At 32.2% G+C, this 26,671-nt stretch carries 19 protein-coding genes; 16 read left to right on the plus strand and 3 right to left on the minus strand.

The window, feature by feature from the left end; genetic code table 11:
* Positions 1-560: 560 nt before the first annotated feature.
* Complete coding sequence (locus tag KQI85_RS10205) at positions 561-2,249, plus strand: ABC transporter ATP-binding protein (protein WP_216575989.1); 1,689 nt, start codon at positions 561-563, stop codon at positions 2,247-2,249.
* A 208-nt stretch (positions 2,250-2,457) separates the two neighbouring features.
* Here KQI85_RS10205 and KQI85_RS10210 read toward each other — a convergent pair whose 3' ends face one another.
* Positions 2,458-4,197, minus strand: a complete 1,740-nt coding sequence (locus KQI85_RS10210) for an NFACT family protein (RefSeq protein WP_216575990.1) — start codon at positions 4,195-4,197, stop codon at positions 2,458-2,460.
* Between the two features lie 288 nt (positions 4,198-4,485).
* Here KQI85_RS10210 and KQI85_RS10215 point away from each other — a divergent pair, with 288 nt between their 5' ends.
* The 7 genes from KQI85_RS10215 to metA all read left to right on the plus strand — a co-directional run bounded on the left by KQI85_RS10215 (position 4,486) and on the right by metA (position 10,371).
* On the plus strand, positions 4,486-5,364 hold the full coding sequence (locus tag KQI85_RS10215; protein ID WP_216575991.1) for a YicC/YloC family endoribonuclease: 879 nt from the start codon (positions 4,486-4,488) through the stop codon (positions 5,362-5,364).
* Between the two features lie 111 nt (positions 5,365-5,475).
* Positions 5,476-5,760 carry a DUF370 domain-containing protein gene (locus KQI85_RS10220; protein ID WP_253293834.1) on the plus strand — a complete coding sequence of 95 codons (285 nt, stop codon included), beginning with the start codon at positions 5,476-5,478 and terminating at the stop codon, positions 5,758-5,760.
* On the plus strand, positions 5,753-6,412 hold the full coding sequence (gmk, locus tag KQI85_RS10225) for a guanylate kinase (RefSeq protein WP_216576098.1): 660 nt from the start codon (positions 5,753-5,755) through the stop codon (positions 6,410-6,412). Before KQI85_RS10220 ends, gmk begins: the two co-directional genes overlap by 8 nt.
* A gap of 3 nt (positions 6,413-6,415) precedes the next feature.
* Positions 6,416-6,661: a DNA-directed RNA polymerase subunit omega gene (gene rpoZ, locus KQI85_RS10230; RefSeq protein WP_216575992.1), complete on the plus strand. Its 246-nt coding sequence runs from the start codon at positions 6,416-6,418 to the stop codon at positions 6,659-6,661.
* Between the two features lie 79 nt (positions 6,662-6,740).
* Entirely contained in the window at positions 6,741-7,502 is a 762-nt protein-coding gene (locus KQI85_RS10235) for a pseudouridine synthase (protein WP_216575993.1), read from the plus strand.
* Positions 7,495-9,459: an NAD-dependent DNA ligase LigA gene (gene ligA, locus KQI85_RS10240; RefSeq protein WP_216575994.1), complete on the plus strand. Its 1,965-nt coding sequence runs from the start codon at positions 7,495-7,497 to the stop codon at positions 9,457-9,459. Before KQI85_RS10235 ends, ligA begins: the two co-directional genes overlap by 8 nt.
* Positions 9,460-10,371, plus strand: a complete 912-nt coding sequence (metA, locus tag KQI85_RS10245; RefSeq protein ID WP_216575995.1) for a homoserine O-succinyltransferase — start codon at positions 9,460-9,462, stop codon at positions 10,369-10,371.
* A 273-nt stretch (positions 10,372-10,644) separates the two neighbouring features.
* Here metA and KQI85_RS10250 read toward each other — a convergent pair whose 3' ends face one another.
* On the minus strand, positions 10,645-10,974 hold the full coding sequence (locus tag KQI85_RS10250; protein ID WP_216575996.1) for a cupin domain-containing protein: 330 nt from the start codon (positions 10,972-10,974) through the stop codon (positions 10,645-10,647).
* A 228-nt stretch (positions 10,975-11,202) separates the two neighbouring features.
* Between KQI85_RS10250 and KQI85_RS10255 the strand changes: the two genes are divergently transcribed.
* Complete coding sequence (locus KQI85_RS10255) at positions 11,203-12,363, plus strand: polysaccharide deacetylase family protein (RefSeq protein WP_216575997.1); 1,161 nt, start codon at positions 11,203-11,205, stop codon at positions 12,361-12,363.
* A 136-nt stretch (positions 12,364-12,499) separates the two neighbouring features.
* Here the strand turns inward: KQI85_RS10255 and KQI85_RS10260 are convergent, their stop codons facing one another.
* A complete protein-coding gene (locus KQI85_RS10260; protein ID WP_216575998.1) occupies positions 12,500-13,888 on the minus strand; it encodes an oligosaccharide flippase family protein in 1,389 nt (462 codons plus the stop codon).
* Between the two features lie 165 nt (positions 13,889-14,053).
* On the opposite strand from KQI85_RS10260, the gene nifS reads away from it, so the two are divergent.
* The 7 genes from nifS (at position 14,054) to KQI85_RS10295 (ending at position 26,549) form a co-directional block, all read left to right on the plus strand.
* Positions 14,054-15,247 carry a cysteine desulfurase NifS gene (nifS, locus tag KQI85_RS10265; protein ID WP_216575999.1) on the plus strand — a complete coding sequence of 398 codons (1,194 nt, stop codon included), beginning with the start codon at positions 14,054-14,056 and terminating at the stop codon, positions 15,245-15,247.
* A 170-nt stretch (positions 15,248-15,417) separates the two neighbouring features.
* Positions 15,418-16,494 carry a tRNA 2-thiouridine(34) synthase MnmA gene (gene mnmA, locus KQI85_RS10270; RefSeq protein WP_216576000.1) on the plus strand — a complete coding sequence of 359 codons (1,077 nt, stop codon included), beginning with the start codon at positions 15,418-15,420 and terminating at the stop codon, positions 16,492-16,494.
* 274 nt (positions 16,495-16,768) lie between these two features.
* Complete coding sequence (locus KQI85_RS10275; RefSeq protein WP_253293835.1) at positions 16,769-18,211, plus strand: MFS transporter; 1,443 nt, start codon at positions 16,769-16,771, stop codon at positions 18,209-18,211.
* 14 nt (positions 18,212-18,225) lie between these two features.
* Positions 18,226-21,420, plus strand: a complete 3,195-nt coding sequence (locus KQI85_RS10280; protein ID WP_216576001.1) for a DEAD/DEAH box helicase — start codon at positions 18,226-18,228, stop codon at positions 21,418-21,420.
* Positions 21,421-21,788: 368 nt separating this feature from the next.
* Positions 21,789-23,096 carry an alpha-amylase family glycosyl hydrolase gene (locus KQI85_RS10285; protein WP_216576002.1) on the plus strand — a complete coding sequence of 436 codons (1,308 nt, stop codon included), beginning with the start codon at positions 21,789-21,791 and terminating at the stop codon, positions 23,094-23,096.
* A gap of 511 nt (positions 23,097-23,607) precedes the next feature.
* Positions 23,608-24,720 (plus strand): SLC13 family permease, encoded by a 1,113-nt coding sequence (locus KQI85_RS10290; protein ID WP_216576003.1) that lies wholly within the window; start codon positions 23,608-23,610, stop codon positions 24,718-24,720.
* Between the two features lie 68 nt (positions 24,721-24,788).
* Positions 24,789-26,549: a hypothetical protein gene (locus tag KQI85_RS10295; RefSeq protein ID WP_216576004.1), complete on the plus strand. Its 1,761-nt coding sequence runs from the start codon at positions 24,789-24,791 to the stop codon at positions 26,547-26,549.
* Positions 26,550-26,671 lie beyond the last annotated feature (122 nt).

Consider the following 26,671-nt stretch of genomic DNA (forward strand, 5'->3'; position numbering starts at 1 on the left):
GTCTTTAATTTCTAGAAGATTTGATATAAAATTAGTATTAGGCATAAGCATTCTCCTTTGTTGATTATTTTGTGGTGATTTAATTATAACTTATGGGATTGTTTATGCCTATCTTTTTTATAAAAATGAAAGGTTCTAAACTCTACCCCCAAGTAAAGTTTAGAACCTTTTTAATGCAATATTTTAAAATGATTCAAAAATATATTAATTTGTCCCTATTTATCTTTGTGTGTCTAATATCAAGACAGTATAATTATACATTTCACGAATTGAGTAAGCAATTAGAAAATCAAGTAGTCCCAATTCAAATACAATCCTAAGAGGCTTTTTGTTTTATATTCTTTTGACGGAAGTACGATTGAATATTGGAACTTAGCATGATATAATAATAGAAAATTTTTAGGAAGAGGTGAGAACGATATGAAAATTATCCGAGGTAACTACTCAGTACAGTTGATGTAAACTGTTGGCAGATTGTGCTGAGGTTAAAAGAAACTTGCCAGTAGTCGTTGACTGTACTGCTCTGATGCTTGAAATACAATATGTAAAGGAGTACAGTTATGCGTTATATAAAAGAAATATTAAAGAAAAACAGAATATGGGTATTGGTCTATATTGGACTAGGTATATTTAATTCATTTGTGGCTAATTACAAGGTTGACTATTTCCAGAAGGTTATTGATGGATTGGCTGATAGAACACTTGCATTTGCAGGAGTTGCAACATATGGCTTTATTTTGCTGGTAAATTATTGTATGAATTATCTGGATAATTACCCTGAAAAGAAGTTGGAACATGGTATTTATCTGGATTTTAAGCTTTTGTCACTTAGAAAAATAAGTACAATAGATTATATGGAATATCAGAAAATAGGTACGGGCAAACTTGTTCAAAGGATTGAGAATGGTTCAGCAGCAGGAAGAAATGTATTATTCAATTTCTGGTTGTGTTTGATTCGTGACTTACTTCCTACCATTGGTTTTAGTATATACTTTATTTGGAAAATAGATGAAAAAGTTACTTATGTACTGTTTGTAGGCTATACGGTTATTTTTATAATAACCAATATTCTATTGAAGTTTCTTTATAAAATAAAAGAAAAGATTTTGAATAGTGAAGAACTATTAAATCACTATTTGGTCAGAGGCTATATGGAAATGTTGGTATTTCGTATGAGCAAACAGTTCCCGGGTGAAATAAAGAAGACTTGTAATGCAAAAGAGGATATTGTTTCATCAAAAGTAAAAATGAATATGATTCATGAAGCATTCTTCACAATATTTGCACTACTTGTGGCAATGTTAGATATTGGTATTCTTTTTTATGCATGGAAAACGAAAAACCTTACAGTAGGTTCTGTGGTTGCACTAATTGCACTGATTGAAAATGCTTATACGCCAATTGCCATTTTTAATGTACTTTATGTCCAATATAAATTAGACAAGGCGTCATATAAGAGATTTGAGGAATTTTTAGGCTTAAAAGACGATGTTCAATTAAGAAACGGTAACGCAATAAATACAAATGTTGGAAAAATTGCAATAAGAAATTTATCATTCCAATATGAGGAACGAAAAATTATAGATGGCTTGAGCCTGTCAATACAAAAGGGAGAAAAAATAGCTTTTGTAGGAGAAAGTGGTTCCGGAAAATCGACCTTGATTAGGATATTATTAGGGTTGCTAAAATATAATCAAGGAGAAGTTCGCTTAGGAGACATGGAGTTAAAAGAAATTTGTCTTAATAATCTGTATGATAGAGTTAGTTATCTATCACAGGATACCCCTGTTTTTGACGGAACAATAAAAGAAAATCTGGTATTTGAGAAACAAGTGTCAGAAGAACAAATGTTAGAGGCATTGAGTGAAGTGCAACTATCTCATTTAGTTGAAAATCTTGCGGAAGGTTTAAATACTGAAATTGGTGAGAAAGGTACTTGTTTATCGGGTGGAGAAAAACAAAGACTTGCATTAGCTCGCTTGTGGTTTGAAGACTCCGAACTTGTCATTTTGGATGAAGCAACATCTGCAATGGATAATTTAACAGAAGAAAATGTAATGAAATCAGTTATGCAAAAAATGAAAGATAAAACTGTTATTGCCATTGCACATAGATTAAATTCCATTGCAGGTTTTGACAGAATTATTCTCTTTAAAGAAGGGAAGATTGTTGGACAGGGTACTTTTGAAGAACTACTACATACAGATTCTTATTTTATGGACTTGTATAATGCGAATGTGAAATACTAGTTTGTCAATTACAGGTGACATTGAAAGAGCCAGCCCATTCAAGGTGCTGGCTCTTTCAAAAATTCTATTCTAATAAATTGCACGACAACTTATCAAAAAATAAACTCCCCATTATGGAAAAATGAATAGAAAATGTATAAAAGTGGTAAAACGAATAATTATAAAGGTTTATACATTAGACACACTTTTGTAAAAAGGGAGATTAATTTTAATTAATCTCTTCAATTCCCGATATATCAGGGGAAGTCATAAGAGAATAGTTAGTATGATATATTACAAATCCAGGTGCTGAACCGGCTGGTTTTTTGACATTCTTTCGCTCTGTATAATCAATCTCTACTTTTTCCTGTTCACGTCCTTTTGAATAATAAGCAGCAAGTTTGCCTGCTTCTTCAAATGTTCTGTCAGGAAGTTCATTGCCTTCAGTCTTTACAACGACATGAGAACCCGGAATATCTTTTGCATGGAACCACCAATCGCCACCGTTGGCAAACTTGAATGTAAGTTCTTCGTTCTGATAGTTATTCTTGCCAACATATATATGGAAACCATCGCTTGATATATAATGAAAAGGTTTGCTTGTAATCTTTGTCTTTTTGCCATTATATTTTCTTTTTATATATCCATAGTCAGTAAGTTCCTCTTTGATCTGTGTAAGATCATTTTCTGAGAGTGCAATATCGAGAGAGTTACTTATTGATTCAAGATGTTTTATCTCAGCATCAGTTTCTTTGATTAGTTCAGACAAAGCTTCGTAAGTTCTCTTTAACTTGCTATATTTGTCAAAATATTTTTTAGCATTATCCATTACAGGAATTGTACTATCAAGTGGTATTGTAATCTCTTCACCGGTATAATAGTTAAGAGCTGTCATATTCTTAGAACCTTCAGGAACTGTATAACCATAAGTTGTGATTAACTCGCCATATACTTTATATTTATCTTTTTTCTCAGTATCTTTTAACTGTTTAAGCTGTAGATCATATTTTTTGACATTTCGCTCAAGAGCATTTTGAACTATCTTACGTAGATCTACAGATTTTTGCCTGATACGTGTTATTGCATTCTTAGATGCATAATAGAATTCTAGAAGTTCACTAACTGTATTAAAATTCTTGATTGTATATGCATCATCATACAAATTAAGAGAAAGACTTGAGAATTCGACAGGTTCATTCCCTTTCATAATTACATTAGGAGTATAGTTGCCATCTTTAACTTCATTAATAAGAATAGAGAACATATTAAACAGATGTTGCTTTTCAATGTCACTAAGAACATTAGCAGGAGTATCTGAGTCTATTGAAGCATTATAACATATCTCTTCTGATATAAGAGGACTTATTCCGGTAAGCGAAGAATAGATAGCTTTTCTTATAGCCATAGGTTTTGAATATACTGACTCACAGAATTCGTCATAAGTTACAGTAATAGGATTAAACTTGTGGGAAGCATCCGGAACAAAATATTCACGTCCGGGTAAGACTTCTCTTACAGAACTCATCTGATTCGACACATGCTTAATACTGTCGATAATCATATTATTACTGTTGACGAAGATGATATTGCTATGTTTTCCCATTAGTTCGATGATAAGCGTATGTGTGCATAGATCACCCATCTCATTAAGATGCTCAACATCAATGTGAACAATACGTTCAAAATCCGGCTGGTATATTCGTATAATTCTGCCATTATTAAGATGCTTTCTAAGAAGCATACAGAAGTTAGGTGCAGTCATTGGATTAGGTTTAGTCTCACTTGTAAAATACAATAGCGGGAGACTTGCTGAAGCTGACAGTAATAACTTATATTGCTCTTTGTTATTCTTAACTGTTATTATAAGTTCATCATTCTCAGGCTGTGCAATCTTATATATTCTGCCATTGAGAAGACGTTCATTCATTTCTTTTACTATATTAGAGATGACAATTCCATCAAATGCCATATTGATCCCTCTTTTCAATTATATTTTTAGTTAATCGCATAATTACATTTTGGATTAATATAAGAGTACAATTATCTAAATCAATTTTTTACTATGCTATTATATCAGCAGAATAAGAAAAAAGCAAAATTTTTTAAGCCTTTCTTTACGGATGTTCAAAGGTGTGCTATAATTAACTGAAATTATATTGTCAGGCAGATATATATTATCTGTCTGATTCTATGTTCGAAGAAATATTGTTAAAAGCAGAACATATAATTGCTTCAAGAACAGAATATGGAGGAAAAAATGATAAAGAGTATGACAGGTTTTGGAAGAAGCGAAGTAAGTGATTCTTCTAAAAAAATAGTAGTGGAGGTAAAGTCTGTTAATCACAGATATCTTGATACTAGTATTAAAATGCCTAAAAAACTTAATTACTTTGATGCTGCTATAAGAAATCAGCTAAAAGAATACATACAAAGAGGTAAGGTTGACATTTTTATCACATATGAAGATATATCAGAGAACCAGGTAGAGATAAAATATAATGAAGCTATTGCAGCTGAATATATGAATTACTTTAAGAAGATGAGTGAGAATTTTGGCATAGTAAATGATATAAATGTTAATTCACTCGCACAGATGCCAGAAGTATTGACACTAAGTGAAGCTGTATCTGATGAAGATGAGATATGGAGTCTTTTAGAGAAAGCTCTTGATGAAGCTTTCGCTTCTTTTGTTAAGACAAGAGAAGAAGAAGGAGAGAAGCTTAAGGTTGATCTGATTGATAAGCTTGATAATATGCTTGCTGCTGTCGATTTTATAGAGAAGAGAAGTCCTGAGATTGTTAACTCATATAGAACAAGACTTGAAGAAAAAGTAAAAGAACTATTAAGCGATACACAGATAGACGAGTCAAGAATTGCAGCAGAAGTTGTTATTTTTGCAGATAAGATATGTGTAGACGAAGAGACTGTGAGACTTAGAAGTCATATTGAGAATACAAAAATGGCACTTAACGAAGGAGGAACAGTAGGACGTAAATTAGATTTTATAGCGCAGGAGATGAATAGAGAAGCTAATACAATATTATCTAAAGCTAATGATCTTGAGATAACTAATACAGCTATAGAACTTAAGACAGAGATTGAAAAAGTAAGGGAACAGATACAGAATATTGAATAAATATTATATTAATGTGTTTTATCACTTGATTAATTGTCAGGGTTTGGGTATAATATGATGATGCAAGGGTCTGTATATTGCAAATATAAAGATATATGAGAGGTTGCAATTTTGAACGGATTAATTAATATCGGTTTTGGGAATGTAATTAATGTTAATAAAATAGTCGCTATTATTACATCAGATTCTGCTCCGGCTAAAAGAATGGTGCAAAATGGTAAAGACGAAGGCAAAGTTGTAGATGCTACGCAAGGGCGTAAGACAAGGTCAGTTATTGTTACTGACAGTAATCTTATTGTATTGTCAGCACTTTTACCAGATACTATAGCTGAGCGAAGCAGAGATGTTAAAAATTGCGTGAATAATATAGAGGCAAAAGGTGATGAAGATGAATAAAAGAGGATTATTAATAGTAATATCTGGTTTTTCCGGAGCAGGAAAAGGAACATTAATGAAAAGTCTTACTGAAGAATATGATAATTATGCATTATCTATATCAGCGACAACAAGAGCACCAAGACCAGGTGAGACAGATGGTAAGGAATACTTTTTTAAGACAAAAGAAGAATTTGAAGCAATGATTGCAAATAACGATCTCATAGAATATGCACAATATGTAGATAATTATTATGGAACTCCAAAAGAATATGTATTAGCCAATCTTAATGAAGGTAAAGATGTACTTCTTGAGATTGAGATACAGGGTGCACTGCTTGTAAAAAAACAGTTCCCTGAGACAGTACTTATATTCATTACACCACCAGATGCCAATGAGTTAAAGAGCCGTCTAATTAACCGTAATACAGAAGATATGGATACGATTAATAAACGACTTAACAGAGCTTCAGAAGAAGCACTCGGTGTTGAGAATTATGATTATATAATAGTTAATGATGATATAGACACATGTGTAGATGAGTTTCATGAGCTGATAATAGCCAAGCATGATAATAATATTGAAGCGTGTAACAAATATTGCGTTTCCAATAATATTAATATAATTAATGAAATCAGAGAGAGTCTTTGTGACTTTAAGAAAGGAGAATAAATTATGTTACATCCATCATATTCAGACTTAATGGAAGTAGTAAACAGTGAAGTAGAAGAAGGAGAACAGCCTTTAGTACAGAGTAGATATTCTATCGTTCTTGCAACAGCAAAAAGAGCAAGACAGATAATTGCAGGTGAAGAACCACTTGTTCCTGCTAATGGAAAGAAGCCTTTATCAATTGCAGTAGAAGAATTATATGAATCAAAAGTTAAGATTGTAGGCGAAGACGTAGATTCAGAAGAGTAATATTAAGTGAGTATGAGCGCCATAAAGGATAAGAGAATTACCTTTATGGCGCTATTTTTCAAATTAAGGTGGGATAGGATTGGCAGATAGAAAAAAGAGCAGTATTGAAGGAAAACGTGGTGAACTGATACGAATCAATAAGTATCTCAGTGAAGCAGGTGTATGTTCAAGACGTGAAGCAGACAGACTCGTTGAAGAAGGTAAAGTAAGAGTTAATGGTACTGTGGCACTTCCTGGTACAAAAGTTGCAAATACAGATACAGTCTATGTTAATAATAAGAAGATAAGTGTCTGTGAGAAACTTGAGCTGATTGCATTCAACAAGCCAGTAGGAATTGAATGTACAAGTGATAGAACTGATGATAAAAATATAATCGACTATATTGGTTATAATAAGAGAATATATCCGGTAGGAAGACTTGATCAGGCATCAGAGGGGCTAATTCTCCTTACTAATGATGGTCATATGACTAATGAACTTTTAAGAGCAGCCAATTACCATGAAAAAGAATATGAAGTTACAGTTAATAAGAAGATAACAAAAGATTTCATTGAGAAGATGTCTAATGGTGTTAAGATACTTGATACTGTAACAAGGAAGTGTTATGTAAAACAGACTGGTGAATATAGTTTCAAAATAATTCTGACACAGGGACTTAATAGGCAGATAAGGCGAATGTGTGATGCTCTTGGATATAAAGTTGTAAAGTTGAAAAGAATAAGAATTATGAATATAAAGCTTGGTAATCTGAAAGTAGGGACATATAGAAAACTGTCAGATGAAGAGATTGATATTTTATATAAAAATCTAAGAATAAGGCAGGGTAAAAGTGGTGAATAGTAAAATTGACAGAATCAAAGAATTGGTAAATATACTTAATGAAGCTGCTAAAGCATACTATTCGGAGAGTCGGGAGATAATGACTAATTATGAATATGATGCATTATATGATGAGCTTACAAAACTTGAAGAAGAAACAGGGATAGTTCTTGCTAATAGTCCGACTAACAGAGTAGGTTATGAAGTGCTTAGCGAACTTCCAAAAGAGACACATGCATCGCCGATGCTTAGTCTTAGCAAGACTAAGAGCAGAGAAGAGCTTGCAGATTGGTTAAAAGATAAAGAAGGACTTTTATCATGGAAGATGGATGGTCTTACAATAGTTCTGACTTATAATGATGGAAAGCTTGCAAAAGCAGTAACAAGAGGAAATGGCGAAGTAGGTGAAGTAATCACTAACAATGCAAGAGTATTTACTAATGTTCCTCTTAATATACCATACAAAGGTGAACTTATACTTAGAGGAGAAGCAGTAATATCATATTCTGATTTTGAAAAAATCAACAGAGAGATAGAAGATGATGATGCAAAATATAAGAATCCTCGTAATCTATGTTCAGGTTCGGTAAGACAGCTTAATAATGAGTTAACAGCTAAGAGAAATGTACGTTTTTACGCATTCACATTAGTAAGTGCAGATTATGACTTTGAGAACAGTCGTGAGAAGCAGATGTTATTTTTAAAAGATAATGGATTTCAGACAGTTGAATATAAAAGAGTTAACAAAGATAATGTAGTTGAGATGGTTGAGTGGTTTGAAAAGAAGATTGAGAGTAATGATGTTCCGTCAGATGGACTTGTACTCACTTATGATGATATAGCGTATGGTGATTCACTTGGAAGAACAGCAAAAGCACCTCGTAATGCTATTGCATTCAAATGGGCAGATGAGATAGCAGAGACAACACTTGAGAATATTGAATGGAGTGCATCAAGAACAGGACTTATTAATCCTGTTGCTATATTTAAACCGGTAGAACTTGAAGGAACTACAGTTAGTCGTGCAAGTGTGCATAATGTAAGTATTGTTAAGAGTCTTAAGCTTGGAATAGGTGATAAGATTACAGTCTACAAAGCTAATATGATTATTCCACAGATTGCTGAGAATCTTACAAAAAGTGATACAGCAGTTATACCGGATAAGTGTCCTGTATGTGGCGAAAAGACTCAGATTCGTGATGTTAATGATGTAAAATCATTATATTGTCTTAATAAAGAATGTCCGGCAAAACATATTAAGAGCTTTGCACATTTTGTAAGCAGAGATGCGATGAATATAGACGGACTTTCAGAAGCAACACTTGAGAAATTCATCGATAATGGATTCATAAGAGAATTTGCAGATATATATCATATTGACAGATATGAAGAACAGATACTTACTATGGATGGATTTGGAATGCGTTCATATGAGAATCTCCTTGCAGCTATTAATAATTCAAGAAAAACATATCTGTTTAAGTTCATATATAGTCTTGGAATAGAGAATATAGGATTGTCAAACAGTAAGATGATATGTAGGGAATATGATGATGATCTTACCAAGATTATGAATGCAGAAGTTGACGAACTAGTTACGATAGATGGCGTAGGAGAAGTTATTGCAAAGACATTTTCTGATTATTTTAAAGATGCCAATAATATAAGAAAGATTAATGAACTTTTAAAAGAGATTGTGTTTGAAAAAGATGAAAAAAGTGATTCATCAGATATATTAAAAGACAAAGTCTTTGTAATAACTGGTTCACTTAATGGCTATGCCAATAGAAATGAGATGAAAGATCTTATTGAAAAATTAGGTGGTAAGGTTACCGGTTCTGTTACAGGTAAGACATCATATCTTATTAATAATGATGTAACATCATCATCATCAAAGAATAAGAAGGCTAAGGAACTTGGAGTTCCAATTATATCTGAAGACGATTTTAATAAACTTATAGAAGGACAGGTGATATAAATGCCAATTAAGATACAGAGTGATTTACCGGCAAAAGGCATACTTGAATCAGAAAATATATTCGTAATGGATGAGAAAAGAGCTTCAACTCAGGATATAAGACCTCTTGAGATTATTATTCTGAATCTGATGCCGATTAAAGAAGATACAGAGACACAGCTACTTAGAGAACTCTCTAATACTCCACTTCAGGTTGAAGTGACTTTTATGCAGCTTGAGACTCATACATCGAAACATACATCAGCAGTACATCTTAATAAGTTCTATTGTACGTTTAGTGATATAAAAGATAAGAAATATGATGGTCTTATCATTACAGGAGCACCAGTTGAACAGATGGCTTTTGAAGATGTTAATTATTGGGATGAGCTTACAACTATAATGGATTGGTCAAAGACTAATGTTACTTCAACATTTCATATATGCTGGGGCGCACAGGCTGGACTCTATTATCATTATGGTATTGATAAGACACTTCTTGATAAAAAATGTTTTGGAATATATAAACATAGAGTTTTAAATCGTAAAGTACCACTTGTAAGAGGATTTGATGATTATTTTTATGCACCACATTCAAGACATACAGTTGTTCCAAGAGAAGCTATAGAAGCTAATGAGAATCTTATGGTACTTGCAGAATCAGAAGAAGCAGGTGTATTCATTGTAATGGCTGATAATGGTAAGCAGATATTCGTTACAGGACATCCTGAATATGACAGAATTACATTAGATGGCGAATATAAGAGAGATCTTGAAAAGGGACTTGATATTGAGATGCCTATTAATTATTATCCTGATAATGATCCTTCAAAGAGACCAATCCTCTCATGGAGAAGTCATGCTAATAATCTATATACTAATTGGTTGAACTACTATGTATACCAGAACACACCTTATGATCTTGGAAGATAAGGTAATATATAGGTTTAGGGAGTCTTGCGATACAGATTGATTATGCTAAAAATGGTAAAAAATGCTATATTTAGTATTGAAATGGGTATAAATGGTGTATTTGTACTTATTTTGAAATGGGATATGTGTGTAAAAATATGGTTAGAAAGTTCGATTATAATATATAATAATGTACTTTCTAACCATACTTTTTTAAAAACTTGATTACATTAATTATACAGTAATTAGATTAGTTACACAGTAATCAGATTAATTACACAGTGATTACATTAATTACACAGCACTATGAAACCAAAATACAAGAACTGGTTCATCATTAGAATTACTCTTAATAGTATGAGGAGTTCCTTTTGGTGCGATAAAAGCAGTTCCTTCTTCTATTGCAAATTCTTCATCTCCAATGAGTGCCATGCCACTACCTTTTAGAACAATAAATCCTTCTTGATCATCATGAATACCCGGTTTTTTATATTCAGTATTCTGATAATAAGTAACACCTGCACGACATCCGGCTACACAGCCATTAGCTTCAGAGAGAAGCTCTATACTTTTCTTTCCATCACTATTCTTTAGAAGTTCATTAAGATTATTATAACAAGCCATTATCATATCCTCCAATTATTCTTTTGTATATATAATATATTATCGTCTACAATAATACAATATCAAGAAATTTATACAAATTCTTACAAATACCTTAAGATTTCTGTATTCGCTTGAATTGTAATTGATAATATGTTAAACTCTTAGAAGTTTGACATTGTGGTGATATTATTATGTTCATCACAGGCTGTTTATATAGAGAATGATTAAAAAGAGGAGATATGCAAGATGAAAAAGAGAATGTATACAGTAGTATCAGCAGCGTTAACATTAGCTATGCTATTTGCAGGATGCTCAAATAAGAAGAATACAGATGGGACAACTGGAAGTTCTAATAGTGAAGGAACTAAAAATGAGACAAAAGAATCATCAAAAGATAAAGATAAGGCAGCAGATATAACAGCTCCGGTTATTAATCTGGCAAAGACAGAATATACGATTCCACTTGGAGAAGACGTTAATTTCCTTGATGGAGTTACTGCAACAGATGATACAGATGGAGATATAACATCTAATATAAAAGTAGACCAGTCAGCAGTAGATTTCAATACAGCAGGTGAGTATAATGTTAAATTGTCTGTTGAAGATGCAGCAGGCAACATGGCAGAACAGATAGTAAAACTTACTGTAAAGCCGGCAACTAATGAACAGTTTAATCCACCGGCAACAGAAGTAATCGGTGATTATTCACAGTATTCATCAGAGACAATTCCTTTTGGAGTTGGAAGTAATTACGATCCTGTTACTAATAGACCTACAGGACTTGATTATTATACTAATCTCTATGGCAAATATGCAGCAGACTTTATTATGCCTGATAGTGGTTATGTATATCTTACATTTGATGAAGGTTATGAGAATGGATATACACCAACAATTCTAGATACACTTAAAGAGAAGAATGTTAAAGCAGTATTTTTTGTAACACTACCATTTGCTAAAGAGAATCCTGATCTTATGAGAAGAATTATTGATGAAGGACATATAGTAGGTAATCACTCAGTATCACATCTATCAATGCCAACATTAAGTGTTGATGAACAGGTTAATGAGATAAAAGAAGTTAATGATTATGTTCTTGAGAATTATGGATATCAGATGAAGTTGTTCAGATTCCCAACAGGTGCATTTAGTGAACAGAGTCTTGCTATTGCACAAAGCCTTGGATATCGTTGCGTATTCTGGAGCTTTGCACATAGAGACTGGCTTGTCGATGATCAGCCGGATGTAACAGAATCACTTAATAATGCAGTAACAAAAAGTCATAGTGGAGCGATATATCTGCTGCATGCAGTATCATCTACTAATACTCAGATGTTAGGCGACTTTATTGATCAAGTAAGAGCCAAAGGACTTGAGTTTGGAGATTATTCCAATATACCATATTAATTCATGTATAATTAATAGATATTTTGGAAGATTTATGAAAAGCTTAACAAGCTATTTGTAAAAAAGAGAATATATCATATAGAGAAACACGTTTTCAAGATGCCAGATATAGATAAAAGCTTTTGAAGACGTGTTTTTAATTGCCTTTTAAAGACAGACTTATGAATAGCATACTCATTAAAAAACTAACAATATGACTAAGAAAAAGACCATATATGTATGCATTGATTCCATATTGTGGAACGAAGAAACTTACAGTTATAAGCCTTATTACAAGTCCTGTTATATTACAAAAGAATACATAACCAGCTTTAGTAAGCCCATTAAGTATGCTATAACTTGCTGTTGAAGTATATATAAAAGGACATATAATACTAAGATTTTCGATAAAAAAACCACATAATTCGTTGTGGAACAAAAGTAGACCAATTTTTTTGCCAAAGATTTTAAAGATAGCTAAGAAGAATATTCCCATGGCAAAACAGAAACGTATAGACATAGAAGCTGTTCTTGCGGCAGGATTAATATAATTATCAGAGTTAGTTTTGCCTAATGCTTTTGGCGATGGTGTATCTGAAGTATCGGATATTTTTTTATGTCGGTTATTATTATGTAAAACTGCTGACTGGCTTGATATCTTTGGAAGAAGCAGCGAAGATAGAGAAGTAGTAAAAGTCTGTGGTAGCATAAGAACAGACATTGCCATTCCACTTAATATACCATATATAGCAAGCGAATTGTCAGAACTAATGCCATATAATTTGAGGCTTGTTGGAAGAAGGATAGCTTCAAAACTTCCAAGAAAGCATAGAACAAGGCGATTTCCACTGATTGGAAGAAGAAATCGTATCATATTTTTATAATGAGATTTTTTAGGCAGTTTGTTTTTAGGCACTATTATTTTTTTGCCAGAGAGAATAAGAATTGTTATTCCAAATATGGCACATATAAGCTCGCTATATAACATGATCTTACCGGCAGTAGTATAATCAGGTATACAATTTGAAGCCAATAGAATGTTTACAATTAATATAGTTATAAGAATTTTGCTAATCTGTTCAACTATATTGCAGATAGCAGGGAGTAATACTCTCATTTTGCCAAAAGAGTAACCATTAATAATACTGTGAACTATACTAAGTAAAAGGGTAATTGCGATATACTTTAACAGGATGCTGCAACGTGATTCAAATAAAAAGTTAGAAGCGATTATGTCAGAAGCAAAATATAGTATTGCAGAACATATACCAGATAAGATGAGTGATATAGTAAATCCGCATATACAATATTGTCTTGAATCATTAGGATTTTCTGATATCATCTTTGACAGTGAAGTCTCGATACAGTGGCAGCACATTATGCTTACAAGACCAAATATTGGCATTGCAAGTTGAAATATACCAAAATTCTCAGCTCCTATTGCATTAGATATATAGATTTTGTAAAAAAAGCCAATAATACGACATAATACGGCTGATAAAGTTAAGAATATAGTTCCTTTAATAACTGATGAATGAAGATTCATAGTAACCTCATAGAATATAGTGGCTACTATTATATGATAGCATATAATGAATTATGACGTGACTAGATGCAATTCTTGACAAACAGATATCATAATGATACCATAAAAAAGCATATCAAAGTGGTATGAATTAGAGAATTTTAATGGAAACCGGAGGTTATATAGGTGGACAGATTAATATATTTAGACAATGCAGCAACAACAAAAGTCAAACCTGAAGTAGTTGATGCAATGTTACCATATTTTACGGAAGAATTTGGTAATCCATCAAGTGTATACAGTTTTGCAGCTAAGAATAAGACTGTTATTGAGAAAGCAAGAGAGATGATAGCAGCTTCAATTAATGCAAAGCCAAAAGAGATATATTTTACAGGCGGTGGATCAGAGTCTGATAATATGGCGATAAAAGGTATTGCAAGAGCATACAAAGATAAAGGCAGACATATAATTACAAGTAAGATAGAACATCATGCAGTGCTTCATTCACTAAGAGCTTTAGAAAAAGATGGATATGAAGTGACATATCTTGATGTTGATGAATATGGAGTAGTAAAACTCGATGAGTTAAAAAAAGCAATAAGAGATGATACAATTCTTATAACAATAATGTTTGCTAATAATGAGATAGGAACTATAGAGCCTGTAAAAGAGATAGGACAGATTGCTAAAGAGCATGGAATTTTGTTTCATACAGACGCAGTTCAGGCTTATACACAAGTACCAATTGATGTTAAAGAACTTAATATAGATCTTATGAGCGCAAGTGGACATAAGATAAATGGGCCAAAAGGCATTGGATATATATATATAAAGAGTGGAATTAACATAGAACCACTTATTGATGGTGGTGCACAAGAACGTAATAGAAGAGCCGGAACAGAGAATGTCCCTGCAATAGTAGGACTAAAGAAGGCAGCAGAACTTGCTATTGCAAATATGGAAGAGAGAGTAGCATACGAGAGTGAATTAAGAGATTATCTTATAAAGAGTATAATGGAGAGAATACCATATACAAGACTTAATGGTGACAGACATAACAGACTTCCTAATAATACTAACTTTTGTTTTCAATTTATTGAAGGCGAGACTTTGCTTATAATGCTTGATATGGAAGGTATATGTGGATCAAGTGGGTCAGCATGTACTTCTGGTTCACTAGATCCATCACATGTACTTAAAGCAATAGGACTTCCGGATGAGATTGCACATGGTTCATTAAGACTTACGCTTAGCGAGGAGACAACAAAAGAGGATATAGATTATGTTGTTGATAAGTTAGATAAGATTGTTGCAAGATTAAGACAGATGTCAACTATGTATGCAGATTTTATTGATTCTAAGACAGGTGATGTGCGATAAGCAGATAGAGCGTGTGAATAATCAAAAGGCGATGCACTATAAGTATATAGAGAATATGAATAATCAAACAAATTATATATGGTAATTATAATATAGAAAGTATATACTGAACTATTATATAAGAATTGATATAATGATTACTATATATATGATAGAAAAAGAGGAATAAAATGGAAAAGAAAAAAGTAGTAGTAGGTATGTCTGGTGGTGTTGATTCATCCGTTTGTGCATATCTTTTAAAAGAACAGGGATATGATGTTATTGGAGTTACAATGCAGATATGGCAGGATGATGACAGATGTGATATTAAAGATGATGGAGCATGTTGTGGTCTTAGTGCTGTTAATGATGCAAGAAGAGTTGCAGAACAGATAGGAATTCCTTATTATGTTATGAACTTCAAAAAAGAATTTAAAGACAATGTTATGGACTATTTCGTTGATGAATATATTAATGGAAGAACCCCAAACCCATGTATTGCATGCAATAGATATGTAAAGTGGGAAGCACTTTTAAAGAGAAGTCTAGACATTGGTGCAGATTATATAGCAACAGGTCATTATTCAAGAGTAGAGAAACTTCTTAATGGAAGATATTCTATCAAAAAGAGTATAACAGATGCAAAAGACCAGACGTATGCTTTATATAATCTTACGCAGGAACAATTAAGCCATACGCTTATGCCTGTTGGTTCTTATACAAAAGATCAGATTCGTGAGATTGCACAGAAGATAGGACTTAATGTAGCATCAAAACCTGATAGTCAGGATATATGCTTTGTACCGGATAATGATTATGCAGGATATCTTGAAAAATTCGCAGGTGTAGAGCCAAAAGAAGGAAACTTCGTAACAAAAGATGGTACTGTAATTGGAAGACACAAAGGAATTATTCATTATACAATCGGACAGCGAAAAGGTCTGGGGTTATCAATGGGTCATCCGGTATTTGTTGTTGCAATAAGACCGGAGACTAATGAAGTTGTAATTGGTGAGAATGAAGATCTATTTACAAGAAGAATAGTTGTTAATAACTTTAATTTTATGTCAGTTGACGACATAGATAGTGAAGTAAGGCTTGTAGGCAAGATTAGATATAGTCATAAGGGTGCGCCATGTGTAGTGAAAAAAATAGATAATGGACTTGTTGAATGTATGTTTGATGAGCCACAGAGAGCACCTACACCAGGTCAGGCACTTGTACTATATGATGGTGATTATGTATTTGGTGGAGGCACAATCTTATAATATAAGTTAATATCAGAACTCTTTTATAAAGATTATTTAGTTAGATAATATCTATATCCAATGAATATTGGGAAAATATATAGGTATAAGTAATTATTGGATAATCAATTTATAAAGAGTTCTGATTTTTGCATATAAATGCATATATGATTATTATAAAAGGTAAGAAATGAACATTTAAGACATCTATTGCAATATAAAAAAAACTAGTTTATAATATAATTTACGGGAAAAAGTAATGTTTTAATACAATATTTATAACGGGAGACAAATTTTGAAAGTCGAAGAGAATGTAAAAAAGTATAATAATGTAAAAATGTGGCAGATGGCACTATTTTCACTAAATACTGCTGCAGTTAATGTATATCTTGCATTAATGGTATATATGTCATACTATGCTAATCAGGTTGCCGGTTTTGGAGTTGTTCTTATATCAATGGTCCTCACAGCGATGAAAGTATTTGATGGCATAACAGATCCTATTGCCGGTTTTTTGCTAGATATAACACAAGGAAAGTTTGGCAAGTTCAGACCTTTTATGATAATTGGCAATCTTCTTATGGCAGTTAGTGTAGTTTTGCTTTTTTTTACAACACACAGAATTAATAACAGATTTAGACTTATATACTTTATATTAATATATATGGTATATGTAATCGGTTTTACATGTCAAAGTGTTGTCTGCAAGACAGGACAGACTGTTATGACTAATAATCCTAACCAGCGGCCGGTTACAACTTTTTTTGATTCATTATGTATAATGGCATCTTTTGGAGCAACAGCATTATTTACATCTAATTATCTTATACCAAAATATTCAGATTATGATAATCCGTTGCTTTATAGAGATTTTGCGGTTACAGTTATAGTAGTGTCTTTCATATGCACAATATTAGCTATGATTGGAATTTGGTCAAAAGACAGACCTGGTTTTTATGGAAAAGAAAATAAAGAGAATAAAGAAACTATGCATGTCAGACCTAAGGATTATATTGAGATAATGAGAAAAAATAAGCCGATTAAGATGCTTATAATAGCAGCATGTACAGACAAATTTGCATCTACAGTATATAGTGAAGCCGCTGTAATAGTAATGCTATATGGAATTCTCATGAATAATTATAAGATAGCAGGACTTATAGGAATTGTTACAGCTATTCCAAGTCTTCTTGTTGTATCAACAGGAATTAAGATGGCACAGAAGATTGGACAGAAGAAGACATTTGTATTTTATTCATGGATGTGTATAGTATTTCAGATTTTACTGACATTTGTACTTATGAATGATAAAGTTGGTACAATATCTTTTATAAAGTGGAATATAATATCAGTAGTATTTGTTATATTATTTTCAATATCTAATGGAGCAAAATCAGTTAGTAATAATATGGTTGTGCCTATGATTGCTGACTGTTCAGATTATGAGGTATACAGAAGTGGAAAATATGTTCCGGGACTTATGGGGGCATTATTCTCATTTGTGGACAAAGTAGTTACAGCATTAGGAACTGCATTTGTTGGTATAGTTCTTGCAATATCGGGCTATGGACACAGCTTTCCAAAAGTTACAGATCCATGTACGCCACGAATAAGAATTTTGACAATACTATTTTACAGTATAATTCCAATGATTGGGTGGGCATTTTCAATATATGTGATGAAGCATTATGAGTTAGATAGAAAAAAGATGCAGGAAATTCATGAAATTAACAGATAAGGAAGATGGATAATATGGCTTTCGATACAGAATATATAAGACGATTTGCAACAGATGAAGAGATTTATAAAGAAGCGGAGAGAAGAAGTAAGAAAGATACCGGGGTTGTTAATGAGACACGTTCATTTTGGAAGAATGAGATAACAGTACAGTATATAGAAGGAAGCAATAAAGCAAAGCTTACTGTGTCAAAAGATGAGATTATTAAGACAGAATGTAGTTGTGATGAATTTGATGAAAAAGGTATATGTGCTCATTGTGTTCTTGCTGCAATAAAATATCGTGAGAGAAGGAGCATGGCTAATTCTGTTGTATATAGTTCACCTAATGTACGAACTCTTATCAATGAATATGGGAATATGGCTTTAGGCGATGCTTATGGTGAAGTATCTGAGAATAAATACAGTATTGAACCTGAGATAAAAGTTGAAGGTGTTAATATGTATACAGAATTTGTAATACGAACAGATAAGAAGTATCTAATCAAGAATATTAATGCATTTAAAGAGAGCTTTGAACATGGAGAATATGTTGAATATACAAAAGACATAAAATTGTATCATACATATAAATCATTTGATGAAGAAAGTTACAAATTGTTGCAATTTATAATATCAACGATTAATGAATATGCTTTACTATCAAAGAGAGCCAATAAGATTAGTGAAGATATGCGTAATCAGAGACGAATACTTTTATCACCAAAGACATTTGATCTTCTTATTAATTCGGTAGTTACAGATACTGTTAATATAGAGATTAACAAAGTTGAAATTAATTATGAGATAGTGCGTAAGAATCCAAAACTTAATCTTGTGATAGAAGAGATAAGCTCTAATGGAGTTAATATGTACCTTAGAGATAAGATCAAAGTTATAAATGGTGCAGATAATCTATATATTTTTAAAGATAACAAAATGTATGTATGCGATGCTGATTATAGAAGATATATACAGCCACTACTTGGACATCTTGTGTCACCTATATATAATGAATCACAGAAGATAACTATGAATTCAAGAGATATGGGCGAGTTTACAGCAGGGATAATACCTATAATTACAGAATATATGAGCATAGATACAGAACTTGATCTTGATGGATTTAAGCCACCTGAACTAAAATCATACCTGTATATGGATGTAAAAGACAATAGAGTAGTATGTGATACATTTTTTGAATATGACAGTATAAGATATAATCCTTATGACGAGGCTAATATTCCAAAAGTATATCATAACAGACCGGAAGAATATAAGATATTATCTTTTTTAAAGAGATTCTTTAAGAGAGATGAAGATATATTGTATATAGATATGAATGATGATATGATGTTTGAGCTTATAGATACAGGAATAAATGAACTGATGGAATTGTCAACTGTATACGTATCTGATGCATTGAAAAAAGCAAGTATTGTAAAGACACCTAATATATTCATTGGAGTATCTATAAACAGTGGGCTGTTAGAATTAGATCTGGATTTTGATGATATAAAAGATAATGAGATAAAAGATATTCTCTTAAGCTATAAGCAGAAAAAGAAATATCACAGACTTAAAAATGGAGAATTTATAGAATTACTTGACAATGGTATATCAGCACTTGCTGAACTTTCAATGGGACTTAATCTCTCTGAAAAAGAATTGAAAAATAAAAAGATTGAGCTTCCATTATTTAGAACATTGTATGTGGATTCTGTACTTAGAGAAAGCAATAATGTAAAATATAAGCGTGACAAAGAATTCAAAGAGATGGTTAGAAATATTAAAGCTGTTGAAGATGGAACTTACGAACTTCCGGAAGAACTTTCACAGGTATTAAGACCTTATCAGAAGACAGGCTATTTCTGGCTTAAGACTATAAGCGAATATGGTCTTGGAGGAATTCTTGCAGATGATATGGGACTTGGTAAGACTTTGCAGATTATAAGTCTTTTGCTCAGTGAAAAAGGCAGAGGTAATTCAATTATAATTACACCGGCATCGCTTGTATATAATTGGCAAAATGAGATTAACAAATTTGCACCGGAACTTACATCACTTGCGATATCAGGGACAGCTTCAGAGAGAAAAGAACTTCTAAAGACTTATGATAAGTATGATGTGATAATAACATCTTATGATTTGTTAAGACGTGATATTCAGGAATATCAGGAGTTAAGCTTTAGATATGAGATTATAGATGAAGCACAATTTATTAAGAACCATGGAACACAGAGTGCAAGAGCTGTAAAAGCAATACATGCACAGACTAAGTATGCTCTTACAGGAACACCGATAGAGAATAGACTGAGTGAACTTTGGTCGATATTTGATTATTTGATGCCAGGATTTTTATATACTTATCAGAGTTTTAAGAAAAATTTTGAGACACCGGTAATACAATATCATGATACAGCTGCGTTAAATCAGTTGAAACATCTTATAGCTCCATTTATAATGAGAAGACTTAAGAAAGATGTATTAAAAGATCTTCCACCAAAACAGGAGAATATTGTATACTCTGTGCTTGAAGGAGAACAGAAAAAACTTTATAAAGCAAGTGTTGCAAAACTTATTAAGAAGATTGATTTACAGTCAGAATCAGAATTCAATAGTTCGAAGATGACAGTATTAAGCGAGATAACCAAGCTTCGTCAGATATGCTGCCATCCATCGCTTTTGTATACTGACTATAAAGACAAGTCATCAAAACTTGATACATGCCTTCAACTTGTAGAAGACTGTGTAGCAGGTGGACACAAGATGTTAATATTCTCACAGTTTACATCAATGCTTGAAGTTATAGGTGAGAGACTTAAAGAAGCTGGAATAAGTTATTATTACTTAAGTGGTGCAACAGGTAAAGAACAGAGAATTGCGATGGTATCAGAATTCAATGCTGATGATACACCGGTATTTTTAATCTCATTAAAAGCAGGAGGAACCGGACTTAATCTTACATCAGCAGATATTGTAATACATTATGATCCATGGTGGAATATAGCAGCTCAGAACCAGGCAACAGACCGTGTTCACAGAATAGGACAGAAGAATAAAGTGTCTGTATATAAACTCATAGCAAAAGGCACTATAGAAGAGAAGATTGTAAACTTGCAAGAGAAGAAAAAGAATCTTGCTGACAAAGTAATCTCAGAGAATGATGAAAGTCTGACAAGATTCTCAAAAGATGAGATTATAAACATACTTCAGGAAGAATTATCTTAATGTTCTTAATCTTCTTAAGGTAATCTTCAGAAATACTTTATTTTGATTTTAGAGTTTGTCCACAATTTGAACACATTTATATTGCATAATATAAAACGTAGATAGATTTTCTATCTCCCTCCCCTCATATTTTAGGAAAAAGGACCGATCGGCTGGTCCTTTTTCTTATGTCCAAAAATATCATAATATAATATAAAATAATTACATATAATCTTCTTTGAGAGCAGTATAATGTCGATATACAATATGGTTATGTATGTTCTGGTTGATGTGCTAAAGTGTTAACCAGATAAAAATGAAGCAACAATATGTATTATACATATTGATAATGTCGATAGCATTGCATATTTAAGGAGGTTTATGAATCTATGTGGTACGAAGAAGCAGTATTTTATCAGATATATCCTCTTGGATTTTGTGGTGCACCACCAGAGAACGATGGTGTAACTGTTTCAAGAATCAGAAAAGTTATTGACTGGATTCCACACATCAAGAAAACGGGAGCAACTGCAGTATATTTTTCACCGGTTTTTGAAAGTGACAGACATGGTTATGATACACGAGATTATCGAAAAATAGATGTAAGACTTGGAACAAATGCAGACTTTGCAGATGTATGTGCAAAACTGCATGAAAATGGATTTAAAGTAGTAATAGATGGAGTGTTTAATCATGTAGGACGAGGCTTTTTTGGATTTCAAGATGTAATAAAATGCAAAAGAAGTTCAAAATATCTTAATTGGTTCTATATAAACTTCAACGAAAATTCATTTTATAACGATGGTTTTTGGTATGATGGCTGGGAAGGACATTATGAACTTGTTAAACTTAATCTTGATAATCCAGAACTTGTGTCATATCTCCTAGCATGTGTAAAAAGCTGGATAGAACAGTATGATATAGATGGTTTGAGACTTGATGTTGCATATTGTCTTAACAAGGAATTTATGAAAAAACTAAGACAATTTGTAAAACAGATAAAACCTGACTTTTTCCTTGTCGGTGAGATGATACATGGAGATTACAATACTATTGTGAATGAAGATATGTTAGACAGTGCGACTAATTATGAATGTTATAAAGGATTACATTCAAGTTTTAACAGTATGAATATGTTTGAGATTGCACATAGTCTTATGCGACAGTTTGGAGAAGAAAACTGGACACTTTACAAAGGAAAACATCTGCTCAATTTTGTTGACAATCATGATGTAAGCAGAATAGCAAGTGTACTTAAGAATAAGCGACATCTGCTTCTTATATATGGTTTAATGTATGCGATGCCAGGTATTCCATGCATATATTATGGCAGCGAATGGGGAACAGAAGCAGAAAAAAGAAATGATTCAGATCTTCCTTTAAGACCAAGTTTTGAAAAACCGATTGAGAATAATTTAACAAAGTATATTGAACGCTTTAGCAAGATACATTCAAGGACAAAAGCATTATGTTATGGTGATTTCAAATCATTAGAGTTAACCAATCATCAATTTGTCTTTTCAAGAAAATGCGATGACCAGGAGATAGTAGTAGCAATTAATGCAGGCGAGAATCCGTTCTATGTTGATAAAGGCCTGCATGGACGAGAAAAGATGACAGATCTTATAACAGGACAGAAATATGACTGTAATAATGGAATGGAATTAAAACCATATTCAGTGCTTTATCTTATGTAATATATAGAAGGTATAATTATAATATGCTGTAAGAGTATAAGTATAATCTGCTGTAGGTGTATAAGAATGATATACTGTAAGTATAGAACACTATAGATATATAAGAATGATATGTTGTAAGCGTGTAAGCATAACATATTGTAGGAATATAAGAATGATATGTTGCAAGCATATAAGCATAATATGCTGTAAGTATATAAGAATATAAGAATATAAGTGTATAGAACAGTAATAAAATATAGTTACATGATATATGGTTATAAATGTGTGGCGACTCCTCATAGCAAGTCTATGGAGGGTCGCTGCTTTTTTTAGATTCTTTGTCAAGAGTGGGGGTAAAATTCATTATATAAACTTGACTTTTAATATAGGAAAAAATATAATCTATGTTAGCATTATAACAGAGTAGAATATATATTTCTACAAATTTGCAAGGCTCCTCCCACCTGAAAAGTGAAGTGAGAGGAGCTTATGACAAACGAAAGGATTTTAATTATAAAAGGTATATATAATGAAAACAGTTATAAGATTTATAAAAAAAGAAACAGTATTTATAATAGCAGCCATACTAGCAGTAATATCATCATTTTGGGTAAGACCATCAATGAAATATATAGAATATATTGATTATAGAACACTTATGATATTGTGGTCACTTATGATAGTAGTACAAGGATATAGAGAAGCAGGTGTATTTGAAAAGCTTGTTGGAAGTCTTGTAAAGAAGATGTCAGATACAAGAACTATGGCTTTATTACTTATGTGTGGCTGCTTTTTTTCAAGTATGTTCATAACCAATGATGTCGCACTTTTGACATTCATACCATTTGCCATAATATTGTTAAAAGAGACAAAAATGGAAGAGATTATGATACCTATTGTTGTATTTCTTACAATAGCAGCAAATCTTGGAAGCATGATAACACCTATTGGCAATCCACAAAACCTTTATCTGTATACAAAGTCAGGAATGAGTATAGCACATTTTGAAAAGATAATGTTCCCTTATGGGGCGATCTCATTTATAATGCTTGTAATAACTATATGCTTGTTCATTAAAAAAAGAGCGATAACATCAATAGTAAATAATGATGTAACCATTGATAAAAAGGAAATACTTATTAATACAGTTTTGTTTATTGTCAGTCTTATGTGCGTTGTAAGAATAATTGATTACAGAATATCTTTTGCAATAGTACTTATAGTAGTTATAGTTACTAATAGAGCAATAATAAAAAAAGCTGATTATGGACTATTACTCACATTTGTTGCATTTTTTATATTTGTAGGTAATATGAAGAATTTGGAAATAGTACGCAATATGCTTAATAATATCACATCTAAACGTGAAATTATGGTATCAGTAATCTTAAGCCAGGCAATTAGCAATGTTCCGGCAGCAATTCTATTATCGAATTTTACAGACAATATAACAAAACTTATAATAGGAACTAATCTTGGTGGACTTGGAACAATCATTGCATCTATGGCGAGCCTTATATCATATAAGTTCGTAAGTAACGAAAAAAGTGTGAAAAAAGCAAAATATCTTTTGAACTTTACAGCATTTAACGTGCTGTTTTTAATTGTATTGTTACTAAGTTTATCATTTACTTTGAGTTGACGAAAAAAAAGCAATATGGTATATTGTTTAATGCAGTTTAAGAAAACTGATATGAAGGAGGAAGAGAAATGAATAAAAAATTATTATCAGTACTTCTTGCAATGGTGATGATTATTGGAACATTATCAGGATGCGGAAGTAAAGGGGGAAGCTCTTATTCATCTATCGTAAGAGAAGTAAACGATATTAAAACTGGTGAATTTGAGATGGAACTTGGAGTAACAGTTAATGAAGCAGCAAGTTTAATAAGTGCAACTGGATTAGATATGCTTAATGAATATCTTGTAAGTGATAAAGATGAGATAAAAGTATCACTTAAGTTTGCAGGCGTTATTGAAAGTACAGATCCTGTAAGCGAATCAGTTAATGTAAGTTATAAGATGGGAACAATGTCATCTTACAAAGATCTTACAGAAGTTATAGTTAAAGATGATACAGTATATATGAATGTTAAGACATTACTTACTGCAGTTGAAGAATATGTACCTGATATTGCAGATGAGATATCTCTTGATAAAGACTACGTAGGAATGACAATGTCAGAAATCGAAGATAATCTTGGATACAAAGTATCAGAATTAACAACAACAACAGATGAGATCGAAGGAGTAGAGAATCCACAGGAATTCCTGACAGAGACAGTATACTACATAATCGAGACTCTTGAAAAAGCAACAAAAAGTACAGATTTATTTGAAAAATCAGATAAAGGATATGCATTTTCACTTGATGATAGCAATCTCATAGATGTTACAGAAGCAATCGTAAAATATCTTGATAAAAATGCAGAATCTGTATTTGATGAATATGTTAAGACACTTGAAAAATTAGATGGTGATAATGCTGATATGATTGCTGAGATTAAAGAACAGAAATCATCATTTATAGATACAGTAAGTGAACTTGTAGAAACTTTTGATAAAGATGAAGTAGAAAAAGAATTCGAGGCAGCTGGAATTAAATTCTCTATTGATTCATATGCTGAATGCACAGGAAAAGAAGGCAAGAGAGAAGCTTCAAGTGATGCAACAATATCAGCAGAATGTCAGGGAATAAAAGGAAAATTAACAGTATCATCTACATTAAACGAAAAAACAGGTAAAAAAGTTGAAGTACCTGCTGAAGATGCATATTACAAATATTCAGAAATAGCTGAATTACTTGGTGTAGCATCAATAGGTGATGAGTATGGATATGATACTGGTAATGATAAAAAAGATACTGATAAAGACAATGACAAAGATAATGACAAAGATAATGAAAAAGAGACTACTACCGATGAGACAACAGCATTAAAAGAAAATCCAGTTGCTGATACACCAGTAAAAGCAGATCCATCATTATCAACATCTCTTTCATCAGGTCAGGTTCAGTTTGATGGAAAAGTATTAACATTACCTGCTAATGTATCTGATATTATAGACATGGGATGGGCATTATCAGATATGACATCAGACAAGACAACAATAGCAGCTAATGATTATGATTTGGTATATTTTGAAAAAGGTGATTATACAGTAAGTATTACACTAACTAACGATACAGATGCAGATTTATCATATGATAAATGTAAGATTACAGAAGTATATGTATCATCATCAGGCGATTACAATAAGGGAGTTCCAGTATGTTTACCAGGAGGAATTCAGGTAGGTTCTACATATGAACAGGTATTAGCAGCATATGGAAAACCTGATTATGAATCAGAATATACAACAGACGTATATTATGGTTACGGTCCTGCAGATGCAGAATCATTAACTATAAGTATTAACGTTGACAAAGAGACAGGACTTGTTAATAGTATAAGCATTTCATACTATGAATAATATATAAGTCAAATAATAAGCAGAGATATATATTATACAGACGCAGAATACAAATTAAGTGTTCTGCGTCTTTTTAATTAATATTATACGCTGCCTTTTTAATTGAGTATTCTGCGTCTTTT

Source organism: Falcatimonas sp. MSJ-15, from assembly GCF_018918265.1.
Lineage (GTDB): Bacteria > Bacillota > Clostridia > Lachnospirales > Lachnospiraceae > Falcatimonas.